Origin of the sequence: Paraflavitalea pollutisoli (assembly GCF_029360705.1) — a bacterium.
In the GTDB taxonomy this organism is placed as follows: Bacteria; Bacteroidota; Bacteroidia; order Chitinophagales; family Chitinophagaceae; genus Paraflavitalea; species Paraflavitalea pollutisoli.
Window position 1 is genome coordinate 595,362 of sequence record NZ_JARKMX010000004.1, and the last position, 22,338, is coordinate 617,699.

General features: G+C 51.3%; 20 protein-coding genes. 13 read left to right on the forward strand and 7 right to left on the reverse strand.

Features of this window, described 5'->3' with window-relative positions:
- Positions 1-78: 78 nt before the first annotated feature.
- Complete coding sequence (locus P2W70_RS12295; RefSeq protein ID WP_276481761.1) at positions 79-807, forward strand: DUF4846 domain-containing protein; 729 nt, start codon at positions 79-81, stop codon at positions 805-807.
- A 324-nt stretch (positions 808-1,131) separates the two neighbouring features.
- On the opposite strand, the gene P2W70_RS12300 is transcribed toward P2W70_RS12295, so the two are convergent.
- Both P2W70_RS12300 and P2W70_RS12305 read right to left on the reverse strand, forming a co-directional pair.
- Positions 1,132-2,460 (reverse strand): alpha-L-fucosidase, encoded by a 1,329-nt coding sequence (locus P2W70_RS12300; protein ID WP_276481762.1) that lies wholly within the window; start codon positions 2,458-2,460, stop codon positions 1,132-1,134.
- Between the two features lie 320 nt (positions 2,461-2,780).
- Positions 2,781-3,767 (reverse strand): pyruvate dehydrogenase complex E1 component subunit beta, encoded by a 987-nt coding sequence (locus P2W70_RS12305; protein WP_276481763.1) that lies wholly within the window; start codon positions 3,765-3,767, stop codon positions 2,781-2,783.
- Between the two features lie 191 nt (positions 3,768-3,958).
- On the opposite strand from P2W70_RS12305, the gene P2W70_RS12310 reads away from it, so the two are divergent.
- The 5 genes from P2W70_RS12310 to P2W70_RS12330 all read left to right on the forward strand — a co-directional run bounded on the left by P2W70_RS12310 (position 3,959) and on the right by P2W70_RS12330 (position 8,785).
- Positions 3,959-5,176, forward strand: coding sequence for an acyltransferase family protein (locus P2W70_RS12310; RefSeq protein ID WP_276481764.1), 1,218 nt, complete (start codon positions 3,959-3,961; stop codon positions 5,174-5,176).
- A 16-nt stretch (positions 5,177-5,192) separates the two neighbouring features.
- Positions 5,193-6,221: a sensor histidine kinase gene (locus tag P2W70_RS12315; protein WP_276481765.1), complete on the forward strand. Its 1,029-nt coding sequence runs from the start codon at positions 5,193-5,195 to the stop codon at positions 6,219-6,221.
- The gene (locus P2W70_RS12320; RefSeq protein WP_276481766.1) at positions 6,218-6,913 is read left to right on the forward strand and encodes a LytR/AlgR family response regulator transcription factor; all 696 of its coding nucleotides are present in this window, start codon (positions 6,218-6,220) and stop codon (positions 6,911-6,913) included. Before P2W70_RS12315 ends, P2W70_RS12320 begins: the two co-directional genes overlap by 4 nt.
- Positions 6,914-7,020: 107 nt before the next feature.
- The gene (locus P2W70_RS12325) at positions 7,021-8,097 is read left to right on the forward strand and encodes a sensor histidine kinase (RefSeq protein ID WP_276481767.1); all 1,077 of its coding nucleotides are present in this window, start codon (positions 7,021-7,023) and stop codon (positions 8,095-8,097) included.
- Positions 8,069-8,785, forward strand: coding sequence for a LytR/AlgR family response regulator transcription factor (locus tag P2W70_RS12330; protein ID WP_276481768.1), 717 nt, complete (start codon positions 8,069-8,071; stop codon positions 8,783-8,785). Before P2W70_RS12325 ends, P2W70_RS12330 begins: the two co-directional genes overlap by 29 nt.
- A gap of 512 nt (positions 8,786-9,297) precedes the next feature.
- Here the strand turns inward: P2W70_RS12330 and P2W70_RS12335 are convergent.
- The gene (locus tag P2W70_RS12335) at positions 9,298-9,690 is read right to left on the reverse strand and encodes a hypothetical protein (RefSeq protein WP_276481769.1); all 393 of its coding nucleotides are present in this window, start codon (positions 9,688-9,690) and stop codon (positions 9,298-9,300) included.
- Positions 9,691-9,924: 234 nt separating this feature from the next.
- Between P2W70_RS12335 and P2W70_RS12340 the strand changes: the two genes are divergently transcribed.
- Both P2W70_RS12340 and P2W70_RS12345 read left to right on the forward strand, forming a co-directional pair.
- Positions 9,925-10,320 carry a single-stranded DNA-binding protein gene (locus tag P2W70_RS12340; RefSeq protein ID WP_276481770.1) on the forward strand — a complete coding sequence of 132 codons (396 nt, stop codon included), beginning with the start codon at positions 9,925-9,927 and terminating at the stop codon, positions 10,318-10,320.
- A gap of 421 nt (positions 10,321-10,741) precedes the next feature.
- On the forward strand, positions 10,742-12,160 hold the full coding sequence (locus P2W70_RS12345; protein ID WP_276481771.1) for a PA2928 family protein: 1,419 nt from the start codon (positions 10,742-10,744) through the stop codon (positions 12,158-12,160).
- An 8-nt stretch (positions 12,161-12,168) separates the two neighbouring features.
- On the opposite strand, the gene P2W70_RS12350 is transcribed toward P2W70_RS12345, so the two are convergent.
- From P2W70_RS12350 to P2W70_RS12360, 3 genes are all read right to left on the reverse strand, one after another.
- Positions 12,169-12,687 carry a GNAT family N-acetyltransferase gene (locus P2W70_RS12350; RefSeq protein ID WP_276481772.1) on the reverse strand — a complete coding sequence of 173 codons (519 nt, stop codon included), beginning with the start codon at positions 12,685-12,687 and terminating at the stop codon, positions 12,169-12,171.
- Positions 12,684-13,865, reverse strand: coding sequence for an acetyl-CoA C-acyltransferase (locus P2W70_RS12355; protein WP_276481773.1), 1,182 nt, complete (start codon positions 13,863-13,865; stop codon positions 12,684-12,686). The genes P2W70_RS12350 and P2W70_RS12355 overlap by 4 nt, the downstream gene beginning before the upstream one ends.
- A 431-nt stretch (positions 13,866-14,296) precedes the next feature.
- Positions 14,297-15,034, reverse strand: a complete 738-nt coding sequence (locus tag P2W70_RS12360; protein WP_276481774.1) for an SRPBCC family protein — start codon at positions 15,032-15,034, stop codon at positions 14,297-14,299.
- A gap of 132 nt (positions 15,035-15,166) precedes the next feature.
- Between P2W70_RS12360 and P2W70_RS12365 the strand changes: the two genes are divergently transcribed.
- From P2W70_RS12365 to P2W70_RS12375, 3 genes are all read left to right on the forward strand, one after another.
- Positions 15,167-15,328, forward strand: coding sequence for a hypothetical protein (locus P2W70_RS12365; RefSeq protein WP_276481775.1), 162 nt, complete (start codon positions 15,167-15,169; stop codon positions 15,326-15,328).
- An 84-nt stretch (positions 15,329-15,412) separates the two neighbouring features.
- The gene (locus P2W70_RS12370) at positions 15,413-16,441 is read left to right on the forward strand and encodes a S41 family peptidase (RefSeq protein WP_276481776.1); all 1,029 of its coding nucleotides are present in this window, start codon (positions 15,413-15,415) and stop codon (positions 16,439-16,441) included.
- A gap of 108 nt (positions 16,442-16,549) precedes the next feature.
- Positions 16,550-16,816 carry a hypothetical protein gene (locus P2W70_RS12375; protein WP_276481777.1) on the forward strand — a complete coding sequence of 89 codons (267 nt, stop codon included), beginning with the start codon at positions 16,550-16,552 and terminating at the stop codon, positions 16,814-16,816.
- A 63-nt stretch (positions 16,817-16,879) separates the two neighbouring features.
- On the opposite strand, the gene P2W70_RS12380 is transcribed toward P2W70_RS12375, so the two are convergent.
- Positions 16,880-17,134 carry a hypothetical protein gene (locus tag P2W70_RS12380; protein WP_276481778.1) on the reverse strand — a complete coding sequence of 85 codons (255 nt, stop codon included), beginning with the start codon at positions 17,132-17,134 and terminating at the stop codon, positions 16,880-16,882.
- A 176-nt stretch (positions 17,135-17,310) separates the two neighbouring features.
- On the opposite strand from P2W70_RS12380, the gene P2W70_RS12385 reads away from it, so the two are divergent.
- Positions 17,311-20,202: a cation-translocating P-type ATPase gene (locus P2W70_RS12385; RefSeq protein ID WP_276481779.1), complete on the forward strand. Its 2,892-nt coding sequence runs from the start codon at positions 17,311-17,313 to the stop codon at positions 20,200-20,202.
- Between the two features lie 332 nt (positions 20,203-20,534).
- Complete coding sequence (locus P2W70_RS12390) at positions 20,535-22,283, forward strand: GMC oxidoreductase (RefSeq protein WP_276481780.1); 1,749 nt, start codon at positions 20,535-20,537, stop codon at positions 22,281-22,283.
- Positions 22,284-22,338 lie beyond the last annotated feature (55 nt).

A 22,338-nucleotide genomic window follows, 5' to 3' on the forward strand; every position in this document is an offset into this window, starting at 1 on the left:
TATTTCCTCCTATGGTCAATTATCCTGCCGTTTTTGGGTAGTTGCGGAGGTACGATGGCTCAACCCTATTCAAAACCAATGCCAACTGACGAAAAGGCCACTCCTGTAGAAGCGGTTGGTACCGTAGTGCCGGGACTGGACGCATTGCAAAAAGTAGGTGACATAGCTTTGCCAGCCGGTTACAAACGGATCGACGGCGGCGATACAGCTTTTGCGCGCTGGCTGCGGCGGGTGGAGCTGAAGTCGGATACGAAGGTATATCTCTACGACGGACGGTTGAAGTACAATCAGTCGGCCCAATATGCGGTGCTGGATATTCCCATTGGCAACAAGGACCTGCAACAGTGTGCAGATGCGGTCATGCGGTTACGGGCTGAGTTCTTTTACGGGCAACGGAAATATGACCGGATCTGGTTTGCTGATAACAACGGAAAGAAATATGCTTGTCCGGCCGGAGCCGATCGCGCCCGGTTTGAAAAGTACCTGGAAACGGTCTATGCGTGGTGTGGTACTTTGTCGCTGGAGAAGCAACTGAAGAAAGTACAGGTGTTCGGTGCTATTCAACCGGGTGATGTGCTGATCAAAGGTGGCTCACCGGGGCATGCCGTGATCGTGATGGATGTGGCAGCCAATGCAGCCGGGGAAAAGATCTACCTGCTGGCGCAGAGTTATATGCCAGCGCAAAGCATACATATTTTGAAAAACCCGATGGATGGAGCGCTGAGTCCATGGTACAGAGCAGGAAATGAGTCGGTTATAGTGACGCCGGAGTGGAATTTTACGCAACAGCAATTGCGTCGGTGGTAGTTAAAAGTTCGTAAAAGTCCTATTGCACAAGTTGGCGCAACTTGCTACTTTAGTGTCATCATCATCCTTTGAAAACAATTTTATAATCTAAAAAGGTCCCTATGAAGGCTCAGCTCCAAATTCAGAATCCGTCTGTCAGCAAAACTGTTATGCGTCTTACGTTTGTGGGTGGCATTCTCTTAGCCGCCGTGTATGCTTTCCTCATGCTTTGTTCGTCAGCTATTCAAGTCATTCAATAGGTCGGAAGATTCTATTGGCAAGCAATAAAGGCAATGCCGGCGTAAGCCGGCATTTTTGTTTGGTATCATGGATGTTCAGTGCCGATCACCTCACAATCTCCATCTCCAGCACTGTATCATATTCTTCTTTTGGAATGGCTTTGGTATCGATTACCACATAGCCGTCGGCGAGCACCTGGTATTTCACGGGTGATTTGCCGGTGAATGTCTTCAGCGATTTGATCTTGTAGGGAATCTTCAGGAGGAGCTTTTCTTCGGGCGCCTTGAGCAGGTGCAGGTACACGGTATTGTCCTTTTCCGTGACTGCCCCCCACTCCTGCGGAGCAACAAATCCTCCCTTCGTGCCATAGATCGTACTGCCGTAAGTTTTGAGCCAGGTTCCCATTGCGGCCAGGCGTTCGGTAAATTCCGGCTGAATAGCTCCATTGGGCATTGGCCCGATGTTGAGCAGGAAATTGGCATTGTGGCCAGCTGCTTTTACCAGGTAATGGATCAGTGCTTTAGTCGATTTGTAGTTGCGGTCGGTGATGTTGAAGCCCCAGCTGTCGTTGATGGTTTCACAGGTTTCGAGTGGCAGTTGCGACACAGAAGCACCGCCAAAGCCACTGGTATTGGCTCCGGGGAGGTCTTTCTCGAAAGCCTGGAAATCTTCGCCGGGAATGGGGCTCAGGTGGTGGTTATTGCTGATGAGGCACTGTGGCTGCAATTTATGGATGAGGCTATAGATCTCCTCGTATTTCCAGTCGACTTTCGATACCGCCTGTTTGTTGTGGTCGTTTTCGAGTTGGTCCCAATGACCATCGAACCAGATGCCGGCTACTTCACCATAGTTGGTGAGTAGTTCGGTGAGTTGGGCTTTCATGAAATTGATATAGCTGGGCCAATTGCTTTTCTCGGTGCGGCCAGTGCCTTTGCCGGTACGGCCGGTTTCGTATTGGTAGTCGGTCCGATACCAGTCGAGCAGGGAGTAATAGAACATCAGCTTCATGCCCTGGCGATGGCATTCGTCGGCGATTTGTTTGACGATGTCTTTGTGGTAGGGCGTACCCATGATGCTCCAGTCGGATTGTTTGGTATCCCAGAGGCTGAATCCATCGTGGTGGCGGGTGATGAGGGTGATGTATTGCATCCCGGCGTTCTTAGCGGTGCTGACCCAGGTTTTTGCGTCGAAAGCGGTGGGATTGAAAATATCGATGAGGCGACGATATTCTTTTACCTGGATATTGCGTTGGTTCATGACCCATTCGCCGTGACCGAGTACACTGGAGGCGCCCCAGTGAATGAACATACCAAAGCGGGCATCTTCAAACCACTTCCGTGCTTCCAGGTTTTGCGGTGAGGGCGTGTAGCTGGTCTGACTGAAAGAGGCGATGGTCGTGATGAGGAACAGGATGGCAATCGTTAATGATCTCATAGCTGGAAATTTGGAGAAAGGAAGATAGGAAGAAATCCGGCTTCGGTGCGGTGTCAGCCAATTTAGCGCAACGGATTGCATAGACCTTGAACGCGATTCAGCGTCCAATTGGGTGGCCATTCTGTGTAAGGCTATGCGGCTTTAATTCGTCGGGAGGTGAAAGTCAGCGGGATTAGCCGGATCGTATCGTACGACGTACCAGCATGACCATGCCACCTATCAGGGCGGCCAGTCCGAGTGTAAACAACAGGAAGGTTTGCATACCCCAAAATAAAAAATCCCGGAGAAATTCTCCGGGATCGTATGCAATTGTTCGAAACTTATTTCTTCACGTACATCACTTCTTTTACCAGCTTCACGGTGCGGGGAACGTCGGGCAGCGCGGCTGCTACGAGGTTGGGCGCATAGTGCAGGGGCGCGTCTGCAGCCGTAATACGGCGGATCGGCGCGTCGAGGTAATCGAAAGCTTCTTTCTGGATGCGGTAAGCGATCTCCGAAGATACAGAACACATAGGCCACTGCTCTTCTACGATCACCAGGCGGTTGGTTTTCTTCACGCTCTCTACGATGGTCATCCAGTCGAGGGGACGGATGGTACGGAGGTCGATCACTTCTGCGCTGATGCCTTCTTTTTCCAGCTCAGCAGCAGCACCGAGGGCCACCTTCATCATCTTGTTGTAGGAAACGATGGTCACGTCACGACCTTGTCTTTTCACATCGGCTTTACCGATGGGAATGATGTATTCTTCCTCAGGTACTTCACCTTTGTCGCCGTACATCACCTCACTCTCCATGAACATGACGGGGTCGTTGTCGCGGATGGCCGCCTTCATCAAACCTTTCGCGTCGTATGGGTTGGAGGGAGATATAACTTTAATGCCGGGAATGTTGGCATAATAGCTCTCGAAAGCGGTAGAGTGTTGTGCACCCAATTGACCGGCAGAGCCGTTGGGGCCACGGAATACGATGGGACAGCTGATCTGTCCACCACTCATTGCCAGCATCTTGGAAGCGGTATTCAGGATCTGGTCCAGGGCCAGTACGGCGAAGTTCCAGGTCATGAACTCTACAATCGGACGCAAACCGTTCTGGGCGGCGCCTACTGCGATACCGGTAAAACCCAACTCAGCGATGGGGGTATCGATGATCCGCTTGGGGCCGAATTCGTCGAGCATACCCTGGCTAACTTTATAAGCGCCATTGTATTCTGCCACTTCTTCACCCATCAGGAATACATTAGGATCTCTTCTCATTTCTTCGCTCATCGCTTCGCGCAGCGCTTCACGAAATGCTATTAATCTTGCCATCCGGTAATTGGTTTAATTGTTCTTTGTTCCCGAGTGCATCAAATGGTCCTTCGGGCGACGCAAAATTATTGGTTGAGAGGCAGATAAACAAACTTGGTGCAAAAATCCTCAGACCACCAAAATCTGCCCATACGTCAAACGCTTTTCCCCCTCCCTGCCACACCGGCTAGGTTTGTGAAAAATAACCAACTATGCAACCTGCAAATCGTCAAACCTACCTCGACTGGCTGCGGATCCTGGCCATTTTGGGCGTGCTGGTCTTCCATTCAGGTATGGCCTATGTAGCCGAAGAATCCTGGCATATCAAAAATAAGGAAACCAGCCACCTGCTGCTGGAGTTCAACTACTGGCTCAGCCGGTTCCGGATGCCCCTCCTGTTCTTCATTTCCGGTACGGTGGCATTTTTCATGCTTAAAAACAAGTCGGCCAAGACCTTTATCGGCCTCCGTTTCCGCCGCCTGCTCATTCCGCTCCTTTTCGGGATGCTGGTGGTGGTACCGCCCCAGATCTATGTAGAGCGGCTAACACAGGGCTACCAGGGCAATTACTGGCAGTTTTGGGCCACTGTGTTCGAATTCAAGCCCTACCCCATCGGTGGCAGCTTCAGCTGGCATCACCTGTGGTTTATCTTATATCTCTTTATTTACGATGTGTTGTTTACGCCAGTATTCAAATGGACCTTCAGCGAACGTGGCCAGCGGGTTATGCAAAAACTGTCGGTGCTGGGCCGGGGCCAGCGGGTATACTGGCTGATCGTGCCAGGTATTGTTCTCTATACCAGCCTGGTGCTGCAATTCCCCGGCACTAATGATCTTATTCACGATTGGTGTAATGTATTTTACTGGTTACAGTTTTTACTGGTAGGTTTCGGGTGCATGGCCATTCCTACGCTGGTGGAGAGCCTGGAGCGCAACCGGCGTATCTCGCTGACCTTCGCTTTCCTCAGCATGGTAGCGATCAACTATTTCCGGTGGAACAGCCTGGAGCCCTGGGATACGATCCCTAACTGGGGGCAAGACTGGCGCACGTATGCCTTTCTGGCCCTGACGCCCATCATGGCCTGGAGCTGGGTGTTGACGGCCATCGGTTACGGCAAACGCTACCTGAACCGCCGTCATCGGGCAATGGACTATCTTAATCAGGCGGTGTATCCTTTCTATATCTTGCACCAGACGGTGATGCTGGTTTTCGTATACTATTTCGTGCAGATCGAGGAAACGATCGGTATGAAGTATGTGTTTACCATTGGCGCCACCTTCTTTGTGTCCATGCTGATCTACCAGGTATTGATCAGGCCATTTGGGGTGATGCGCTTTCTGTTTGGCATGAAGCCGGCGGACAAGCAACCCAAGCGGCAGGAAAGCCGACCTGCTCCTTCTGTAACGCCTGACCCGGTTTTAGTAAATTAATGCTAATTTTCTATTGATGAAATGGTTCTGGAAATACCTGTTTCCCGCTTTGTATGGATTGTTGATCTACTTCACCATCCGGCTCATCAATGATACCTTGTCATATGATCCGTTTTGGGATCGTTCGTGGAAGCTGAATGCCTTTGAAATGTTTTGCAGCGTAGTTATGGCGTATATCATGGTGTATGCCCTGCAACGGCTGTTCCGGTATTTCGACCGGTCATTGGCTACCGGCGTGGGCTACAAAACGGTGCTGCATGAATTGCTGTGGGTGTTTATCGTGACGGAGGTGAGCGTCAACCTGTTGATGACGCCGATGGCTGCGCTGACAGACGATGGGTTATCGATCGGCGACGCGGCGATCATCAATGTCATCCCGGTAATGTACAACCTGATCTACTATACTGTCGTGCGGGCCAACAAGCTGCTGAAGGCTTATATCGACAAGCAAATGCAGCTGGAGAAGATCACCAATGACCAATTGCAAACCGAACTGAAATTCCTGAAGGCCCAATACCATCCGCATTTCCTGTTCAATGCGCTCAATACCGTGTATTTTCAAATGGATGACGATATCCAGGCGGCGAAGCGCAGCATTGAAAAATTCTCAGGGTTGCTGCGTTACCAGCTGTACGACCAGCAGCAAACGGTGCCCCTGAGCCAGGAAATACAATACCTGCAGAACTTCATCGAACTACAACAGGTACGTACGTCGGATAAACTGCAGCTGAATGTTCACTTCGACAGCGGGCTGAATGGTCAGCAGATCTATCCCCTGCTGTTGTTGCCCCTGGTAGAAAATGCTTTTAAATATGTAGGTGGCCGTTACCAGTTGCGCATCGATGCCCGGTTGGTCCACGACAAACTGGTGTTTGCCGTGGAGAACAATGTGCCGGAACATATACCGGTGAAAGTGGATAGCGGCATAGGCCTCGAAAACTTGAAGCGCAGGCTGGAACTGTTGTATGCGGGTAAGAGTACCTTGACGACAGCAAAAAAAGGCGATGTTTTTCATGCTGAATTGCACATAAACCTGGAACGATGACAAGAACAATCAGTTGTATCATTACTGACGACGAACCACTGGCCCGTAAAGGGCTGCAGGGTTATGTGGAGAAGATCGATTTCCTGCAGCTGGCGGGTGTTTGCGAAGATGCCCTGCAATTGAATAGCCTGTTACGTCAGCAACCGGTCGACCTGCTGTTCCTCGATATTGAAATGCCTTATATCACAGGCATTGAATTTTTGCAGCAAACCTCCCATCCACCGAAAGTCATCTTCACGACAGCGTATGAGCAGTATGCCATCCGGGGGTATGAATTGGATGTACTGGATTACCTGCTGAAACCCATCCCCTTTGAACGGTTTTTGAAGGCGGCCAATAAAGCGTATGATTATTTCCAGCCATCGACGTCGGGTGAGCGGGACCACCTGTTTGTGAAGACCGATAGCCGGTTGGAAAAGGTTCGTTTTGCCGACATCCTGTTGGTGGAGGCCATGGAAAACTATGTCGCCATCTACGTGGGCGATAAAAAGCTGATCACCCATTCTACCTTAAAGGGTTTGCAGGATAGCCTGCCGCCGGGGCGGTTTATCCAGCCGCATAAGTCGTACCTGGTCAATCTGGAGGCCATTGGTGCCGTGGAAGGAAATATCCTGCATGTGGGCCGTTACCAGGTCCCGATCTCAAAATACCAGAAGGATGAGGTGATGGGAAAGATCGGGTATCGTAAGTAAGCGATTGGTAGCGAGTAGGTTGGCAGGTAATTGGTTGTTCATGGGGACCAAGCTGCGGTTAGTACAATTTTACCGGTTGTGATCGGCTTTTTTACGATTTTTATACAGTGAAGAACAGACTGCGATTACACTTGCTTTTTTGGCTGGCTTACATCGTGCACGAGAATATCCTCGAGTATGCCTGGTTCCAATCTTATTTTCCTTCGCTGGAACCGGGAGCGCGCGCCTGGTTGGCCTTTAAAACGGTCTTATGTATTCTGCCGCCGAAGGTCTTATTTGCTTATTTTCTGTTGTGGGCGGTAGGACGTGGTCTCAACCGCAGCAGGGATATACCGTGGTTGATTCCCGCCACCACCCTGGCGCTGGCCGCTGCCGTGACCTTTTACCGGGCGATCTTATATTACTATGCGGTGCCGTTGATGTTGAACAATGCGTGGAAGGAGATCAGTCTGTTTGCGCTCGGCAGGGTGCTGAATGCCTTTATCGATATCAGCCTGGTAGCTGCCTGTGCGGTGGCGATGAAGTTTCTCCGGTTGAGCTGGCTAAGTCGCATGCGGGAAAAGAAGCTGATGCAGGAAAAGCTAGAGGCGGAACTGAAGTTTCTGCGCACGCAAACGAACCCCCATTTTCTGTTCAATACGCTGAACAATATTTATGCGCTGGCGCGTAAGAAATCGGACGATACAGCAGATGTGGTGATGAAACTGGCAAAGTTGCTGCGGTTTATGCTGTACGAGTCGCGTAAGCAACGGATACCGTTGAGTGTGGAGATCCGGATGATCGAAGATTACCTGGAATTGGAAAAGATCCGGTACAGCGACCGGCTGACGATCCGGTTCGAAAAAGAGATCGACGATGCCTCCCACCCTATTGCACCATTGCTGTTGCTGCCCTTTATCGAGAATGCTTTCAAGCATGGGGCGAGTGAAACGCGCTTCGATTCCTTTATCCATATCAAAGTGGCTTTGCAGGAAGGAGTGCTGGATTTTAGTATCGATAACTCGAAGGAAGAAAATGGGGATACTTCGGTGACGGAAAACATCGGGTTGAGCAATGTGCGGCGGCAGTTGGAACTGATGTACCAGGAGCACGACCTGCAGGTAGCGAATCACCGGGAGGAATTCCGGGTTCACTTAACCATTAACCTTAACAACGATGCAACGATATCATTGTCTCATTATTGAAGACGAGCCGCTGGCAGCGGAGGTGCTGCAGGATTATATCCGGCAGGTACCTTTCCTGGAATTGAAGGGCGTGGCCAGTGATGCAATCTATGCCATGGAACTCATGCAGCAGCAACCGGTGGACCTGATCTTCCTCGATATTCATTTACCGAAGCTGAAAGGGTTCGATTTTATCCGTACGCTGAAGCAGCCGCCTCATATCATCATCACCTCGGCTTACCACGAGTATGCATTACAGGGCTATGAATACAATGTGGTGGATTACCTGCTGAAGCCGATCGAGTTCAGCCGTTTTCTGATGGCAGTCAACAAGCTGAAGCAATCGCCTGTACCGGCGGTCAGCATTCATACGCTGCTGGCACCGGCTGAACGTGCTTACCTGTTCTTCAATGTGAGCAAGAAAAAGGTGAAGGTCTACCTGGATGAGATCCTGTACATCGAGAGCCTGAAGGAGTATATCCGTATTTACACGAAGACCAAGAATATCCTAACCAAGTTTCAGTTGGGCCAGATCGAAGAGATGCTGGCGAAAAACAATTTCGTACGGATCCACCGGTCGTTTATCGTGGCCAAGGACAAGGTGGATGCGTTTACTGCCACGGATGTGGAGATCAATGGCAAGCAGATCCCGATTGGCCGCAGCTATAAAGAATTGGTGCAGGCGGTGCTGGAGAAAAGCACGGGATGAGGGTGTGTGAAGGACTGTGGCGGCCGCGTTGTGGGTTGCTGGTACAGCAGCAGGTAGTTGCTCTGAATGACGGATTGGGGCGGATGAATGACGGTCGCGCAATACCCGGTGACATAATGCAAACGGAAAAGGTGTCTGGTGGACGGATCAGCGATACTCGTTGATTAGTGCCGAAGGCCGTGCAACAACAAGATGGGTTCAAGTATCTTATCAAAGTATAGCAGTATAGCCATGAAAAAAATGATGATCCCCCCTCGTGCTGGTGACGGGCATGTTGTGCCTGGCCCCGGTACGAGGGCATGTGGGGCACTGGACGTTGCCTTGTGCACACAGGCACCAGCCACCAGAGCGGGAACCCTTGCCGGTCGAGCTGTTGTGGTGGCGTTCCGGCGCTTTGTAAAGCCATTGCGGCCGGCGAAGCACCGGGTTTTGTTGGTGTACGGGGAACAGGTCTCGGGACCTGTTCATGGAAACCGGCCGTCTACTGGTGACGGGCCGGTTTTGTGGCGTCGTTATTGATTGGCGCTGCCCGCCAACTTTTGTGTCCTGTTTCGCACGATGATGCATTTATCTTCGCCTACTTCTTTCAGCCCGTACTCATAGCAGTAGTAGTAAGTTTCCTTGTCTTTATTGGTAAACGAGCTGGTGAAGAAATCGAACCGGTATCCCATTTTGGCCAGCTCGGATTTTGAGCGGGCAGTCGCTTTTTCTACACCAGTCATGGCCTCCTCCAGGATACGCCTGTTGCGCCGGAGTATGTTGTTGACATTGCGTACGTAATTGATGGAGTCGCTGTTGAGCTGGTTATTGTACTGGTTGCGGCAGGCGTCGTCGCAAAACTTCTTATCGATCCTTCCTTTGATATTTCTTCCACAAGCAAGGCAGGTCCTGGTTTCTTCGTTCATGATTAATTTTTTATGCACAGAATGGGTTCTTCCTGGCAATACGCCAGCTTTTCAGGAATTGGGGTGGGGAGTAGCCGTTTGTAAGCGCTTACAAACGTTTACAAACACTTACATCCGACTATAAACGACAAATAACCGACTACGGATTTCGGCGGGGTGCACATTTGTGGTGTCGCCGGGAGGTTGTGAACGGCGGTATCAAAAAGTTTCCATCATAAATTAAACATGTCAATTATGTACGCTTTAAGAAACAAAGTTCAGTTGATCGGTCACCTGGGTAATATGCCTGAAATAAGGACTACAGAAAAGGGTAAAAAATGGGCGCGTATTTCTTTGGCGACACACGAGCGTTATAAAAATATGCTGGGTGAGAAGGTCACAGAAACGCAATGGCACCAATTGGTGGCCTGGGGTAAGGTGGCTGATATTGTCGAGAAGTTTCTGACGAAGGGCAAAGAGATTGCCATCGAGGGAAAACTGGTGAACCGGAGCTATACTGATAAAGAAGGCATCAAACGGTACACCACGGAGATATTGGTCAGCGAGCTGTTGCTGCTGGGCAGTGCCCGGCCAGGCGACTCGGAGCGGGCTGTACCTGCCGAGGTGCAGTTGATGGAGGTTACAGCCTGATCAGTTACTTGATAAATGTATTACTACGTGGCGGGGTTAGTTCCGGTGGCCATGGGTAGGTTGGGTGGTTGAGGCCTGATTAGTTAGCTCTTGGGTAATCAATTGAAGCCGACTGTATACTCCCCTTGTTGGTTTGTTTCATGGTTCAACATAGCGGCGCCAGGCGGCGCATCCGTACGCTTGAAAACTGGCAAAGTGCGCAACCGGTGCCCTGGGTAAAGGCAACACGGCTTGTGTACTTTGCTTTTTGATGTTGTTCAGCGGCAGATAAGGCTTGCGGGTTGGGCCCATGATCGATCCTGCCATCACGCCTGGTCATTGTTTTGCCACGTTTCAAGGAGAGATCAGGCGTACATGAATGGCTTGATTTGCCGGAGATCATTGACTATTCTATTTTTAATTAAACTTTTTGCTGATGCGTTTGAGCAAGCTATTTATAGGCGGGTTTCTTTTTCTGGGGTTGTTGATCGCCGGGTTCATCCTGTTACTCAGGAGTTGCCTGGCCCAGTTTGACGAACGTTTTGCACTGGCGCCCGTATTGTATTTCGAGCGGGATGGCCGTAGTGTATTGTTTAGCCTGGTGCAATATGATGAAACGAATAATTATTCGCGGAATGGTGGCATGGTCAATAAATCGGTCACCACCAGCTACCTGGTACAACAGCAGGATGGCGTAACAGGTGCGCGGCAGGCAATGCGGGAAATAAAAGAACACCGTGATATTAAGAATTTCCCGGTGGATGTGCTGGGTGCGTCGGGGCAATTGGCCTGGGTATTTATGGGTGAATTGATGGCTTTCGATCCCTTTACGCTGAAGGTAAAAGCCGATGTATCGATACTGGAGCGCAGTAACCCATCGCTGAAAGGAAAGTTTCCCGCCGAGCGGCGGTACTATCAATTTGATCCGGCTGATGGGCAGCTCTATTTTACAGCCAGTGATGGCTCGAAATGGCAATTGAATACCACAACGCTGGCGGCAGTTGCCAGTGACCGTGATCCCGATAAAAACGCTTTTACTGCAGCCAAAGAGTCGGTAGAGCAAGCGATCGTATTGAATCGCGGCCAGCAGGATTCGCTGTATAAAAACGAATACCCTGGCAAATTATATAGCCAGGGTAAGATCAGCGCGTCGGAATACCAGCGTCGCCAGATAGCTTTTGCGGCCCATCAAAAAGCGCTTTACCGGGAACGGGATAGCCTGTACCAGGTGCAATCGGTGCTGCGCACCGAGGAGTCGCAGTCGAGGCAACTGGAGTCGGCCATTGCGTCTCTGCAACGATCGCACCCTTCTTTTTCGCAGATCAAGGTGAACCAGGACACCATCGACGGACGATGGATGGGATTATATGATCGTGAGGAGTTTGAGCAATTGTATGACCGGGTGGCGTGGCGACCGGCGTATGAAGAGGCGGCACGCCGACAGTTGTATGTGGGAGAATGGTCGACGGGGCGGAATGGCGACTTGCTGATTGATAAAGAGAAGGCACGTGTACAGGTGCCTGATGTCTATTTCCTGGAGGCTGGTTTTCTGGTCGACAAAAAGACGGCATTGCCCATCCGGTTATCCGGACCTGCGGGTTACCTGGTAATACACAAGGATAAGATCGGTCGCGAAGGGTTGATCCAGGTGACGCGGATTGGGCTGGATGGGAAGGCGATCTGGAAATTATCTTCGGGGCTTGCTGATTGGGTAGATTGGCTCTACACGGGCCGGCAATTATTTCTCCTGGGCGTGAGTAATCCGGAGCTGTCGGGCACGCAGGCGAATCTGTTGCAGGTGGTCGATCTGGCGACCGGCAAGGTGAGTAGTTATGATTACTTCGAGGATCGGGGGAAATAGATTGGCATTTATAGTTCTTTCTTCATCAGCCAATCCGTTTGCGGGTCATCTCCGAGGGCGAAGATATGGTCGTCGAATTTGGTAAAGCCCCATTTGGTATAGAAGTCGATGGCGCGTTGGTTGTGTTCCCATACGCCCAGCCAGATGATTTGCATGCCCAGTTTGCGGGCCACTTCGATGCAATGTTCGATCAGGATACTACCCACTCCCCTGCCGATCATTTTGCTGATGGTATAAATGCGGGCGATTTCGATGGAAGGCGCTTCGCCAAGGGCGGTTGGGTTGGGCGATTCGCGCAGGCGTGTATAACCGACCACTTCGCCTTCGATTTCGGCCAATAAAAAAATGCTATTGGGATCGTATAACTCTGCCATCAGCTTTTCCCGGGAGAACTGATCGTTCATGAATTTCTCCATGTTCTCCGGAGTATTGTCGGCAGCAAAGGTTTCATAAAAAGTAGCACGGCTGATATCGGCAACAAGGGCCGCATCAGCCGTAGACGCTAATCTTATGGTAACGGTACTCATAGACTGATGACCATGGCGCTGGCTCCTCCGCCACCGTTGCAAATACCGGCAGCTCCATATTTTCCGTTGTTTTGTTGCAGGATATTGATCAGCGTAACGATGATACGGGCACCACTGGCTCCCAATGGGTGGCCGATACTCACCGCGCCGCCGTGGGCATTCACTTTCGCAGGGTCGAGTTTCATGCGGCGCGTATTTTCGATACCCACTACGGAAAACGCTTCATTGAGTTCGAAATAATCGATCTGGTCGATCGAAAGACCTGCCTTGGCTACCGCTTTGGGCAGGGCTATCGCCGGTGTAGTGGTGAACCACTCGGGCGCCTGTTCGGCATCTGCATACGATACCACTTTCGCAATTGGTTTCAGGCCAAGTTCATCCGCCTTCTCTTTGCTCATGAGTACGAGTGCCGCGGCGCCGTCATTCATGGTGGAAGCATTGGCAGCTGTAACGGTGCCGTCCTTCTGGAAGGCAGGCTTCAACTCGGGGATCTTATCAAACTTAACGTTGAAAGGTTCTTCGTCTTTGGCAAAAAGTATGGGATCGCCTTTGCGTTGGGGGATCGAAACGGGAACGATTTCGTCATCGAACTTACTGCCTGCCCAAGCAGCCTGGCTGCGCTTGTAACTTTCGATGGCAAATGCGTCCTGGTCCTCGCGGCTGATGCCACATTCCTTCGCACACAGCTCGGCAGCATTGCCCATGGCCTTGCCGTCGTACACATCGGTGAGACCGTCTTTAGCCAATCCATCGATGAGGTTGGTATTGCCGTATTTGTTGCCCCAGCGTAGCTGATCAACATAAAAAGGCACATTGCTCATGCTTTCCATACCACCAGCTACGACAATATCGGCGTCGCCAAGCGCAATACTTTGTGCTGCCTGGGCGATGGCTTTCATACCGCTGGCGCATACTTTATTGACCGTCGTGCAATTCACTTCATTGGGCAGACCAGCGAATTTCGCGGCCTGGCGGGCGGGTGCCTGGCCGAGGTTGGCCTGTATCACACAGCCCATGAGTACGTCCTGAACCTGTTCGGGTTTGATGCCTGCTTTTTCTACTGCACCTTTGATGGCAATGGCGCCCAGTTGGGTGGCGCTGAAGTCTTTCAGCGCACCGCCAAAACTGCCGAGGGGGGTACGGACGGCGGATATAATATAGACCTCACGTTTATTCATACAGCTGATCTTTAATGGATTATGGCTTTAGTGCTAAATTTGGGTTCGTAAAGATAACGATTGTTAGTTTGATTTGGAAGTGGGGTATGCTTGATTGGGAAAGCAGCCTCAATAATTATGCTTGGTTAGCTGTGCGATCATAGTGTTTCGGGAACTTTGCGGAGTTTCCTGTAGGCGACGTATATCAGGGCAAATCGATATACGGGCAAAAGAAAACCCGCATGGTCGATGCGGGTCGATATGCTGTTGCAGTTGCTATTTTTCCTGTCCAAATTCATTCATTGCCAGTTTTGGTATAGCAATGAACGTAATCCCTACCCGATGGATTTACAACAGAAAACTCCCTGTTTTAGCTCATTCCTTTCGACTAATCAAAAAAGCTGACCACTTGCGTGATCAGCTTCTACTCATAGCGTACGGATTGAAGATAGCTATCTGGTGGTCAGTTCATATTCGGCAGGCGTGATGCCTTCAATGTATTCCTTAAACTGTTTGATGTCGTTTGATACGATGCGCGCGAAGGCGGGATTCAACAACTTCGCCAGTACCACACCGATATCGCCCGCAGGTGGACGATAGGTGATCACCACGCGCACCTCCGTACCATCGTCGTAATCGCGAAACTCTACTTTCCCCGCATTCTCGATGGCCGACCCGGCAATCGACTGCCAGCCGATCAGGACTCCGTATTCATCTTTTACGATCTCTGCATTCCAGCGTACACGGCCCAGGTTAGCGGGCACGATCGCTTCCCAACGCGAGTGCACCGGATCTACCTCCCTTACTTTCGCCAGGTGGTGCATGAATGATGGCAGGTTTTCGAGGTTACGCCAGAAGCGGTATACCTCATGTCTCGGTTTATTGACAACGATCGTCTCCCGTACGTTGATCGCCGGTGTCCGGTGTACATTATTCGTTTTTCCCATCGCTGCATAGGCCGGACAGCTACCCGATGCACCTCTGTACAACAGGAAACCACCGATCACACTCTGCATAAAACTTCTGACAGGATGTTTGGTAAAATTGCGGACCCCACTTCCAATGAGTGCCACGCCGGTCGTTGCCGACAACAGCCTTTCGGGCCAGCCGACATTGATCACATTATTGGTTTTTATATTGGGCAAAACCGGATCGTCCATCCAGCTTTCCATTGCATCATAGTCTTGCATAGTCCTTGTTTTAGTGATTGACTACCAAAATCCTGCCTCTGCTCCCGTATGCCGTCGCTAGATCGTTGTGTGGAAGATGGGCAACAATTTCCCGATTTCAGCAAGCCAGTTTGTTTCGGTATATTTAGATGGATGAAAATCAACAAAGCCTGGCACGAACAACACCGCATGCCTAAAAATCCCAGCTTTGAGCAACGGGTTAAATGGCACCTGGGGCACCAGCAACATTGTTCCTGCCGGCCCATCCCAGCTAAACTGGCGGAGGAAATGAAGAAAAAAGGTATCAAATCCTGATTGGATTATGGAATTTTACCCGGTTTGCATCTATACCCTCCGGGGAAGTATAGCCGGTGACATTCAAAACTTTCAAAGACCGATATGCAGCGTTATCTACTGTTTGGTTTGCTTTTAATGGGTTCCTTCGCGAATGGTCAGTCTGGCCGTGCGTCTGCTGCCGGCATGACGACTACCCTGCTTTCCGGGCAAGACAGTGCCCTGCAGCTTTTCGAACAGGCACTCACCTACATTCAACGCAATCCCTTCAAAAAAGAACTGGCCTGGGACTCGCTCGTCTGCAATGCCCGGGAACAATTGTCGGATGCCAGCACGGTACGCGACGCTTATGCCGCGATCAACCAATGCCTGCAACAGGTGCGCGGTGGACATAGTTTCCTGATGCCCGCCAAACGCGCGGCCTTGTACCACAACGATACCACTTCGCTCAAACGCTCATCTGCCCTGCACGAAGTGATGGGTACCATTACGGCCCGTCTCGAAGACGGCAATATCGGCTACCTCGAAGTGCCCTGGATCAGTACTACCGACAAAGCCATTTGTACACGCATCGCCGATAGCCTGCAAACGCTCATTGGTCAGCTGGCCGACCGCGGCGCTACCCGCTGGGTAATAGACCTACGTCGTAATTCGGGCGGTAATTGCTGGCCCATGCTGGCAGGTATGGGACCGCTGCTGGGTGACGGCGTTTGCGGATTTTTTGTACGCAGTGGTAAAGCAACAGGATTTAAGTATGAAGCGGGCGCCGCACTCTATGGTACCAACCTGATGTGCCGGGTGAGTCAGCCCATCGCTTTGACCGCCGTACAGCGCAAACAGATCGTCGTCCTGACCGGCCCCAAAACGTCGAGCTCAGGCGAAATTCTTGCCCTCGCGTTTAAAGGAATGCCCAACGCCAAACACATCGGAGAACCCACTGCGGGTTTTACTACTGCCAATACCACCTATAGCCTGCTGGATGGCTCCACCCTGGTGATGTCGATTAGCCAGGAGGCCGATCGCACAGGCCGCATTTATGAGGGGAAGATCGCTCCCGATGAATTGGTGCGCGCCGGCAATCCGTCGGAAGATACCGTCAAGGGGCGCGCCCTCATGTGGCTCCAGAGTCTGTAGGCATCCCATAGTTGCTCCGTCCGGTGCCTTGGCAGGCACGCGGGGGCCTGCAAAACCGGTCGATCCAGACCGCTGTTTTATTCGTACCTTATGGTAAAATCTTTCCATATGGCACAAAGCAGGCACCGGCACAAACATGGGCATCACCATGCACATCCCCACCCTCCTTCAAACCATCAGGTTCGTCGTCAGGCTGCACGCGGCAAGGGTTCACGGATCATGATGATCTTCCTCGGTACATTGGGTGTTTTTGTAGCTTATATTTCTGCAGGGCCCGAGCTGCTATGGCTCATCGCAGGTGCACTGTTGGGCGTGGTAGGCGGCTATTTTGTGGGAAGAAGTATGGACCGGGCAACCAGGGCGGCTACCAAATAAAAAAAGTGACACCCCCTTCACAAGGTATCACTCAAACATTAACAAAGCAGGGCAAGCAAACGTTTAGTTATCTAATGCCGAGAAGAAGAAACCTTCTTCACTCAGTACATGTTCATTGGGTATAAAGCGCAACAACGATTCCCGCACCATGTCCTCGGCAGCCTGCTGGTAGCGGGTGCCTACTTCCGGTGTCTTCAAAGCGAATTTCCAGCTTTGTATCTTCAGAATTGCAATCTTACTCGCATGGATGGTATGATTTTCCATCAGCTTGAATTTCTCGGCCAGGTAATCCTGGTCATTCTGGATATTGGGGTTCATAGGGGATAATTGCTTTTAGTCAATAGACTTGTGTTTAATTAACGATGGGGTAATTCGGAAATTGTGTTGTTCTACAAGAAATTTACGATGCAGAAACCACCCGCCATCATAGCAGGTTTCCGCGGCTTTTTTACATAGGCAGGCATTGTATTTATTGTTATCAGTAACCCATTCATATGAACAAAGTTTCCACAGCCTGGTACAATCAATCGAAAGAAGAAATAGCGACCCATTTTTCTGTAGATCCCAATGGCTTATCATCGGCTGAAGCGGATAAGCGACGACAGGAACATGGACCTAATGCGTTACCGCCACCCACAGTGAAAAGTCTTTGGGCCATCTTCTTTTCCCAATTCCTCAGTCCGCTGATCTATGTCCTGATCGGTGCAGCCATCCTGTCTGTAGTAGCCAGGGAGATCAGCGACGCGATCTTTATAGCTGCCATCATTGTGATCAATGCGGTGTTGGGTGCCTGGCAGGAATGGCAGGCGGAAAACAGTGCAGCAGCGCTCAAGAACCTGGTTACCGTAAAAGCGCGTATTAAAAGAGACGGCAAAGTAATAGAAAAGGATGCAACCGAACTGGTGCCAGGCGACGTGGTACTACTTGAATCAGGTGTGAAGGTGCCTGCTGATCTGCGACTGGCGGAGGCGCAAGATCTTCATGTTGAAGAAGCTCTGTTGACAGGTGAGTCACAACCGGTGACCAAATCAACGGATGTTTTATCCGATACGGAACTGCCACCCGGCGACCAAATTAACATGGCTTTTACAGCGACTACTGTCGTAAAAGGCCGCGGATGGGGGTATGTGGTAGCAACTGCGAAAGAAACAGAGATCGGACGCATCGCCGGATCACTGACGGAAGGCAAAGCGGAAAAGCCACCACTCATCCGTCGTATGGACGTATTCTCGAAGAAGATCAGCATTGCCGTGTTGATCGTATGCGTATTGCTGGGACTCATTGGCTGGTACCGGGGCATGCCCATCATGGAGATCTTTTTCCTGATGATCGCTGTGGGGGTATCCGCCATTCCCGAAGGGTTGCCGGTAGCCTTAACAGTTGGGCTATCGATCGGAACACGCCGCATGGCAAAACGCAACGTGATCGTCAGGCGGCTGCCGGCCGTAGAAGGCCTGGGTAGCTGCACAATGATCGCTTCCGACAAAACAGGCACGCTTACCATGGACCAGCAATCGGTGAAGAAAATTGTGTTGCCCGACAATCAGACGTTCGCCGTAGATGGCGAAGGATATGATGGAGAGGGCAAGATTAAACAAGGCGATCAGGAACTGTCTGAATTGCCACCTGCCCTGCAATCGTTTATACAAATAGCGGTATTGTCGAATGAAGGCGAACTGCGACAGGAAGGTGATCACTGGGAGCATACCGGCGATGCCATGGACGTGGCACTGCTCGCCATGGCGCATAAAAGTGGCAAAACGCCTGATGCATTCAAGGAAGCAGTAGAGGTCGTGCAGATGGTTCCGTACGAGTCGGAAAACAAATTCTCGGGCGTGTTCTTCAAGCAAGACGGCACGTTGCACTTCGCGATGAAAGGAGCGCTGGAGATCATTGCTGAAAAATTGCCGGAAGACCAGCGCAAGCAGGCCCATGAAGAGTCGGAGAAACTCGCTGCCGATGGATACCGCGTGCTGGCCTTTGCCAGGGAGCAAGTGAACGATACGAAACTGGATCAGCTGCCAACCTTGACATGGGCAGGCCTGGCCGGACTGATCGATCCGCTGAGACCCGAGGCTATCAAATCAGTGAAAGAATGCCAGGAAGCCGGTGTTTCGGTCGTGATGGTAACTGGCGATCACCCTGCCACTGCCTTGTTCATCGCCAAAGAGCTGGGCATTGCCAGCGATAAAAAGGAAGTGATCACGGGCCGCGAACTCGGCGGCGCCAAAGAAAGCAAGGAGCAACGGGGCGAGCAGCAAGAAAAGGCCGCCACTCCCCTAGCCGATAAAGCGGCGACACCGGTAGTTCAGAAAACGAAAAGTGATCAGGCAGCATCAACCACTGCGGATACGAACAATAACCCCACCACCGGGGAAACGTCCAGCCCAGCTCCCCGGGCAACAAGCAAGCGCGACAGCGCTTCCAAAGAAGACAAATCAACTGAGCCGGAGCCAACGCCCGTAGACGCCGGGTTCGACGAGCGGCTGGCAGGTAAAAAAGTATTTGCCCGCGTAACCCCTTTGCAGAAAAAACTGATCGTGGAAGGACTGAAACGGGAAGGTCATTTCGTGGCCGTGACAGGCGACGGCGCCAACGACGCGCCTGCCCTGCGCTCGGCCCATATCGGTATTGCCATGGGCAGCGGCACCGACCTCACCAAAGAGACCGCCTCCATCATCGTTACCGACAACAATTTTGCTTCGATCGCCGCGGGGGTGGAAGAAGGTCGTTTTACGTACGACAACCTGCGCAAGATCATTTACCTGCTAATCTCTACCGGCGTGGCCGAGATATTACTGGTGGCCATTCCGCTGATCCTTGGTATGCCCATCCCCTTTGTGCCGGTACAGCTGTTGTGGCTCAACCTGGTCACCAACGGCATCCAGGAGATCGCCCTCGCCTTCGAAAAAGGTGATATGGCCGTGATGAAAAAGCCGCCCCGTAAGCCCGAAGAAAGCATCTTCGATCCCCTGATGTTGCAGGAGGTATTCATTTCGGCGGCGGTGATGACGGTCATCACCTTTGGTGCCTGGTATTACCTCATCGAGATCATGGGTATGGAAGCACGCCACGCGCGTACAGATATCATGATGCTGATGGTGCTGTTGCAAAATTTTCATGTGCTCAACTGCCGGTCTGAAACCCGCTCCCTGTTCAAAATGCCTTTCTCCAACAACAAACTCATCGTGGTGGGCGTGCTGCTGGCGCAGGGTATTCATATCCTGGCCGCCTATATTCCCGGGCTCAATGATACCCTGCAGCTGGAACCGGTGCGGATGAACGAATGGCTGGTCTTATTAGGCCTCTCTTGCACCATTGTGCTCGTGATGGAAGTTTTCAAGTTCTTCAAGCGGCGCCAACTGCGTACACGGAAAACGGCCTGACGCACGCCAGCAAGACCGGACAGTTTTTTTAGCCTGCCGCCCCTTCGTCATACGCCTCCCGTGGCGTATTTCTCACCGCACACCTACTGCAGCGGGTACAATTCTGCTACCCGGTTCAAAATCCACCACCGCGGGTTAAAAAAGTATTATGATTAAAAGTTGATTTTTTGCTAAATGCTTTTAGTTGGCTATCTTGGCCCCTTATTGGAAAATAAGATTAGAAAGTTACCCACGTCCTTCCACTTATAAAAAAACGGGATCGGATTTATGGCGTACGCTTTAAATCTTTTACATTTACGCCACCTTTTTACCTTAAATATTAAACTTGCCATATGGGCGATCTGCAAATCAAAAAAAGTGCAAAGCAGTATGACGCGGTAATTGTAGGTTCCGGAGCCGGCGGCGGCATGGCAGCTTATATCCTGGCCAATGCAGGATTGAAAGTGTGCCTGGTAGAAGCAGGACCTATGTATGACCCAAGGACAAACGTTACCCAATTTAAGAATCCCTGGGAGTCGCCCCGTCGTGGTGCGAGCACCAAGTACCGTCCATTTGGCGATTTTGATGCCTGCTACTGGGGCTGGGAGATCGATGGTGAGCCGTATACCAAGGAATCCGGTACGCAATGGGATTGGTGGCGCGCCCGTATGCTCGGTGGCCGTACCAACCACTGGGGCCGTATCTCGCTCCGTTTTGGACCCAAAGACTTCAAACGCAGAAGCATCGATGGTCTGGGTGAAAACTGGCCCATCGGTTATGATGATATCAAGCCTTTTTACGATCGCGTAGATAAAATGATCGGTGTGTTTGGTACCAATGAAGGCCTGGAAAATGATCCCGATGGATTCTTCCTGCCTCCCCCCAAGCCCCGTTTGCATGAATTGATGATCAAGAAAGCGGGCATCGCTTCCGGCGTACCCGTGATCCCTTCCCGCCTGTCGATCCTGACAAAAGCATTACCTGGCAATAAAGACCGTGGCGAGTGTATGTTCTGCGCCCAGTGCGGACGTGCCTGTTCGTACGCTTATGCGGATTTCTCTTCTTCTTCCGTATTGGTGAATCCTGCCCTCAAAACCGGCAACGTAGACCTCGTGGTGAATGCCATGGTGCGTGAAGTAATGACCGATCGCGAAGGAAAGGCAACCGGCGTATCTTATGTGAGCAAAGACGATATGAACGAATACCAGGTGAATGGCCGTGTGGTGATCCTCGCTGCCAGTGCCTGCGAAAGCGCCCGTATCCTGCTCAACTCCAAATCTCAACGTCACCCCAACGGCCTGGCCAACAGCAGCAATGTCGTAGGTAAATACCTGCACGACTCGACCGGTACTGCCATGGGTGGTGTATTGCCACAACTTTTTGGCCGCAAACGCTACAACGAAGACGGTGTAGGCGGTATGCACGTATATTCACCCTGGTGGGGCGACAACAAGAAGCTCGACTTCCCCCGCGGTTACCACATCGAGTATTGGGGTGGCATGGGCCAGCCAGCCTACGGTGTAGGTTGGGGTACCGAAGGCATGAACGGTAAATACACCGTGAATGGCCAGAAGAAAGAAGCCGGTGGTTACGGTGCTTCGCTGAAAGAGGACGTTCGTTACTTCTACGGCGCCAGCGTGGGTATGGCCGGCCGTGGTGAAGCCCTCTCGCTCGAAAGCAACTACTGCGCGATCGATCCGAACGTTGTCGACAAATACGGTATTCCTGTATTGAAGTTCAATGTGAAGTGGTCCGAGCATGAGATCAACCAGGCCAAGCACATGAAGGAAACCTTCCGCGAGATCATGCACAATATGGGCGCGATCATTACCTGGGGCGATGACGGTACCAAAGAGAACAACTACGGTATCGATACACCCGGTAAGATCATTCACGAAGCAGGCACCATCCGGATGGGTGACGATTCCAAAAAGTCGGCACTCAACAAATGGAGCCAGGCGCATGATTGTCCGAACCTGTTCAATGTGGACGGTGGTCAGTTCGTATCACAAGCTGATAAGAACATCACCTGGACCATTCTTGCTTTATCGATGCGTGCGAGTGAGTACATCATCGATGAGATGAAGAAACAGAATCTCTAAACCGCGTACCACGCTTTTGTCGTAACAATATTTAGGATCATCCATACAAACAACT

What these genes read in the sequence shown, in the direction of transcription:
- P2W70_RS12295 (WP_276481761.1), top strand. Translation starts at nt 79, where the DNA reads ATGCCAACTGACGAAAAGGCCACTCCTGTAGAAGCGGTTGGTACCGTA.
- P2W70_RS12300 (WP_276481762.1), bottom strand. Translation starts at nt 2,460, where the DNA reads ATGAGATCATTAACGATTGCCATCCTGTTCCTCATCACGACCATCGCC.
- P2W70_RS12305 (WP_276481763.1), bottom strand. Translation starts at nt 3,767, where the DNA reads ATGGCAAGATTAATAGCATTTCGTGAAGCGCTGCGCGAAGCGATGAGC.
- P2W70_RS12310 (WP_276481764.1), top strand. Translation starts at nt 3,959, where the DNA reads ATGCAACCTGCAAATCGTCAAACCTACCTCGACTGGCTGCGGATCCTG.
- P2W70_RS12315 (WP_276481765.1), top strand. Translation starts at nt 5,193, where the DNA reads ATGAAATGGTTCTGGAAATACCTGTTTCCCGCTTTGTATGGATTGTTG.
- P2W70_RS12320 (WP_276481766.1), top strand. Translation starts at nt 6,218, where the DNA reads ATGACAAGAACAATCAGTTGTATCATTACTGACGACGAACCACTGGCC.
- P2W70_RS12330 (WP_276481768.1), top strand. Translation starts at nt 8,069, where the DNA reads ATGCAACGATATCATTGTCTCATTATTGAAGACGAGCCGCTGGCAGCG.
- P2W70_RS12335 (WP_276481769.1), bottom strand. Translation starts at nt 9,690, where the DNA reads ATGAACGAAGAAACCAGGACCTGCCTTGCTTGTGGAAGAAATATCAAA.
- P2W70_RS12340 (WP_276481770.1), top strand. Translation starts at nt 9,925, where the DNA reads ATGTACGCTTTAAGAAACAAAGTTCAGTTGATCGGTCACCTGGGTAAT.
- P2W70_RS12350 (WP_276481772.1), bottom strand. Translation starts at nt 12,687, where the DNA reads ATGAGTACCGTTACCATAAGATTAGCGTCTACGGCTGATGCGGCCCTT.
- P2W70_RS12355 (WP_276481773.1), bottom strand. Translation starts at nt 13,865, where the DNA reads ATGAATAAACGTGAGGTCTATATTATATCCGCCGTCCGTACCCCCCTC.
- P2W70_RS12360 (WP_276481774.1), bottom strand. Translation starts at nt 15,034, where the DNA reads ATGCAAGACTATGATGCAATGGAAAGCTGGATGGACGATCCGGTTTTG.
- P2W70_RS12365 (WP_276481775.1), top strand. Translation starts at nt 15,167, where the DNA reads ATGAAAATCAACAAAGCCTGGCACGAACAACACCGCATGCCTAAAAAT.
- P2W70_RS12370 (WP_276481776.1), top strand. Translation starts at nt 15,413, where the DNA reads ATGCAGCGTTATCTACTGTTTGGTTTGCTTTTAATGGGTTCCTTCGCG.
- P2W70_RS12375 (WP_276481777.1), top strand. Translation starts at nt 16,550, where the DNA reads ATGGCACAAAGCAGGCACCGGCACAAACATGGGCATCACCATGCACAT.
- P2W70_RS12380 (WP_276481778.1), bottom strand. Translation starts at nt 17,134, where the DNA reads ATGAACCCCAATATCCAGAATGACCAGGATTACCTGGCCGAGAAATTC.
- P2W70_RS12385 (WP_276481779.1), top strand. Translation starts at nt 17,311, where the DNA reads ATGAACAAAGTTTCCACAGCCTGGTACAATCAATCGAAAGAAGAAATA.
- P2W70_RS12390 (WP_276481780.1), top strand. Translation starts at nt 20,535, where the DNA reads ATGGGCGATCTGCAAATCAAAAAAAGTGCAAAGCAGTATGACGCGGTA.